This window comes from Paenibacillus sp. 01L418, assembly GCF_056400045.1.
Genome location: NZ_JBFTSN010000669.1, coordinates 1 through 2,168, shown reverse-complemented (window position 1 = coordinate 2,168; position 2,168 = coordinate 1). Strand labels below are relative to the sequence as shown.

At 45.7% G+C, this 2,168-nt stretch carries 3 protein-coding genes; all 3 read right to left on the bottom strand.

Features of this window, described 5'->3' with window-relative positions:
- The coding region (locus AC1DSE_RS34400) for a beta-galactosidase (protein ID WP_477529031.1) at positions 1-1,146 on the bottom strand (1,146 nt) is incomplete at its 3' end.
- On the bottom strand, positions 1,143-1,970 hold the full coding sequence (locus AC1DSE_RS34395; protein WP_477511714.1) for a carbohydrate ABC transporter permease: 828 nt from the start codon (positions 1,968-1,970) through the stop codon (positions 1,143-1,145). The genes AC1DSE_RS34395 and AC1DSE_RS34400, both read right to left, overlap by 4 nt.
- On the bottom strand, positions 1,967-2,168 hold a 202-nt coding region (locus AC1DSE_RS34390), incomplete at its 5' end, for a carbohydrate ABC transporter permease (RefSeq protein ID WP_477529030.1). The genes AC1DSE_RS34390 and AC1DSE_RS34395, both read right to left, overlap by 4 nt.

Sequence of the window (2,168 nt, the reverse complement as noted above, 5' to 3'; positions counted from 1 at the left end):
GGCAAGCTCCTCGCTCAGCCTAGCAAAATCCGCACCGATCGTTTTGGCTTCGTTATAAACAGGATTAGGCTGAAAATCATGACTGAGCAGCCCCTTCCAATACGTCTCGAACGAATTGTGAATCGAATGCCAGTGCCAATACGCAACCATGTTCGCACCGGAAGCAAGGTGGCTAAACGCCTGCAAGCGCAATTGCCCGGGATACGGCGTCCAATGCGGGAAGGCTTGTGCCTGCGTTTCGAGCACTAAGTAATTATCGTTTTTGAGCGATCGTGTCATGTCCCCGCCAAACGAGATTTCGATGCCGGTTAAATCATCCTGCGAAGGATGATAAATATCGACGCCTGCAATATCAAAAGGCTCCGAAGCAGCGAAGTGATCAACGGAAGGCTGAACACCAAATGAGTAGCCTCTCCATTCAAAATCAAAGTTTTGAGTTACAAATTGTCCCGGCTGCTTATATTCGTTCACGATAGAGACCTGCCATGCCAAAAAATCATTTACCAGCTTCCGCTGGAACTTCGCGAACTCCGCGCCTAAGCTTCCATTGATTGTGCCGACAACGGAAGGGAACTCCTCCCAGCTGTTGATGCGATTGCTCCAATAATCAAGCCCAAACATCTGATTAACGACGTCCAGCGTTTCATAAGTATCCCTCATATATTTGACGAACTGCAGCTGGACATTTGGCCCCGCCGTATCATAATGTTTCGTTTCATTATCCGTCTGATAGCCAATCACGGCTGGATGTTTGCTTACACGGCTAATGAGCTTGCGGATAATTCGCTCTGAATAGAAAAGATAAGCAGCATTCGTAATATCCATAATTTGACGAGCGCCGTATTTACCTGGTCCGCGAGGGGTTACGGCAAGTACATCCGGGTGCTCCTTGACCATCCAAGCAGGCACGGCATAGGTTGGTGTGCCAACAATGACGGCGATTCCGGCTTTGTACATTGCATCCAGCACTCTGTCTACGGAGGTGAAGTCGAATACGCCGTTTTGCGGCTCATGTGTGCTCCATGTCGATTCCGCAATTCGAACCACGTTAATGCCTGCTTCCTTCATCATCCGAATATCCTCATCTAATCGCTCATAAGGCATATATTCGTCATAATAAGCGACGCCATATAACAGTTTATTCATCCTTTAACAGCCCCCTCGGCAATCCCATGCATAATAAACTTTTGGAAGAAGGAGTAAATAATAATGACTGGAATCGCAGTCAGTACAAGCGCCGCCAAAATAAGCGACCATTCTTTGTTGTACTCACCGAACAGCGTATTTGTCGATAAGATAAGCGTGTAATTTCTTACGTCCGTTAGCATGAGCAGCGGCAGCAGGAAATCATTCCAGATCCAGAGGAAATCTAAAATCGCTATCGTCACCGTAATCGGCACAAGCAGCGGGAAAATAATTTTAAAGAACGTTTGATATTCATTGCAGCCATCAATTTGCGCCGCCTCCTCCAGCTCCTTAGGTATAGACTTCACGAAGCCATGATACAGAAAGATCGCCATATTGACGCCGAGTCCAATATATATGATTGCAAGCCCATACGTACTGCCTTGAACAGACAAGGCTTTGGCCATTCTAGTCAATGGAATCATAATCGAATGAAACGGCACAAGCATGGAAGCGATAAACAGGAAAAAAATCAAATTGCTTATCTTTCCGCTCGTACGTGACAGCTTATAGCCAGCAAGCGAAGCACAAAAGACGATGCCACCGATGCCGAGCACCGAAATAATGATCGAGTTGAGTGTGCTGCCCAGCAGATTGATTTGATGAAAAGCATTTACATAATTATCGAATTGAATCTTCGATGGCAGCGAGACGAACGACTTGAACATCTCACCTTGTGTTTTAAACGAGTTAATAACCGCCAAGTAAATCGGGAAAAAAGAGATCGCAGCCCCGATCGATAGGAAAATAGTAATAAGGAGGGAGGTTGATTTATTCTGTCTCATGCTTCCACCTCTCTTTTTTTCATGACACGAATTTGGATAAATGTGAAGATGAGAATAATCACGAATAGAATGACCGATTTTGCGCTTGCATAACCATATCGGAAGTTGTTTGAGAAGGCTTCCTCGTAAATGTTCATCGTAATAACCTGTGTGCTTCGTCCTGGTCCTCCGCCTGTTAAGCCATATACAACCTCGAAC

What these genes read in the sequence shown, in the direction of transcription:
- AC1DSE_RS34395 (WP_477511714.1), bottom strand. Translation starts at nt 1,970, where the DNA reads ATGAGACAGAATAAATCAACCTCCCTCCTTATTACTATTTTCCTATCG.